The 1,594-nt window shown below is 43.7% G+C and carries 1 protein-coding gene and 1 pseudogene; both read left to right on the forward strand.

Annotated features, from left to right (window positions below):
- Positions 1-496: 496 nt before the first annotated feature.
- A pseudogene (locus tag PX484_RS08500) lies at positions 497-1,219 on the forward strand (Uma2 family endonuclease).
- Between the two features lie 24 nt (positions 1,220-1,243).
- Positions 1,244-1,594 (forward strand): 5-(carboxyamino)imidazole ribonucleotide mutase (purE, locus tag PX484_RS08505; RefSeq protein WP_288103456.1); only part of this gene is annotated, 351 nt, incomplete at its 3' end.

Here is a 1,594-nt window from a genome sequence, read left to right on the forward strand (position 1 = left end):
AGGCGGCGATTGCTCTTGCTTGGCGATCGAGTTCACTGTAGGTTAAAGGTGGGGTTTCTTTTTTACCATCGATAAGAAAAGTGTAGGCATGGCCCTCTGGTTGTGCCGTGGCGCGGTAACGTAAGAGTTCTACTAGGGTTGTGGGTTGAATTAGGGTTTCAGTCATCGTTGTTATCGGGCTTATTGGCGCTATTGTATAGAAGTTTTAACATATTTGCCCATGGCGCTAGGATAAAGTGCCGAAGGCGATCGGTCAAGGTGTAGGATTAAGTAGCTGGTTATAATTAAATTAAAAATGGATTTTAGGTTCGATCCCCCCTGCCCCCCTTGATAAGGTAGGGTTGATTCATGAATCAACCCTACCCTTGATAAGGGGGGTGTCTGATAATTTTTAACGCCTACCTACTTAAGTTATTGGTTAAAATCCCCCCGCCTTATCTCTGCAATTGTGAGAAAAAGCTATAATTAATCAATCCTAAAATACCTGGAAAAAGTCATGACAGCCCTAGACATGATCCCAGAAGTTACCTGTCCCCCCACAGATTTATGGAGTGATGAACCACCCGTGGAAAGTGATCTAAACCTGCAACAGATCATCATTCTCCTTAGTTGTCTAGAATTATTATGGCGCGAGAGGAGTGATTACTACGCTTCGGGAAATCTAACCATCTAATACAACGAGGAACAACTAAAAAAGCGCGATTTCTGGGGTCCTGATTTTTTTGTGGTTTTAGATACCGAAAAGCGTCCCCGCAAAAGTTGGGTGGTTTGGAGAGAACAGGGTAAATATCCCGATGTAATTGTCGAGATTCTCTCCGATTCTACGGCCAATATTGACCGCAATAACAAGAAAATTCTCTATCAGAATACCTTTCGCACTCCTAATTATTTTTGGTTCGATCCTAATAGTTTAGAATTGCAGGGATTTAGACTAATTGAGGGACAATATCAAGCCATTTCTCCCAATGACCAAGGTTATTTATGGAGTGAACAGTTAGGATTATATTTAGGTATATTTGACCGTAAACTGCGTTATTTTACCGCCAATGGTCAATTAGTCCCCACTCCTCAAGAAGCTGAGTTACAGCAACGACAGGCAAAAGAACAGGCTATTTTAGAAAAAGAGCAGGCTCTTTTAGAGAAAGAAAGGGAACGTCAGGCTAAGGAAAAATTAGCCCAAAAATTGCGAGAATTAGGCATCGATCCCGATACAATTTAGGGGAAATATTATTTTCTAGTAGCTATGGTGACAGCAGCGCCCCTAGTGGGTGTAATTATGGGCAGTGATTCCGACTTACCCACCATGAAAGAAGCGATCGCAGTTTTAGAGGTTTTTCAGATTAGCCACGAAGTCGCCATCGTCTCAGCCCATCGTACCCCCGAAAAAATGTTTGAATACGGCAAAAACGCTCATTTAAGGGGAATAAAAGTGATTATCGCTGGAGCCGGCGGCGCTGCCCATTTACCCGGGATGGTGGCATCTTTAACCCCCTTACCCGTGATTGGAGTTCCCGTAGTCACGCGCACTTTACAAGGGTTAGACTCTCTCTATTCAATTGTACAGATGCCCGCAGGCATTCCCGTGGCCACGGTG

It is taken from the genome of Microcystis sp. M49636_WE2 (assembly GCF_030065375.1).
Classification (GTDB): Bacteria; Cyanobacteriota; Cyanobacteriia; order Cyanobacteriales; family Microcystaceae; genus Microcystis; species Microcystis aeruginosa_C.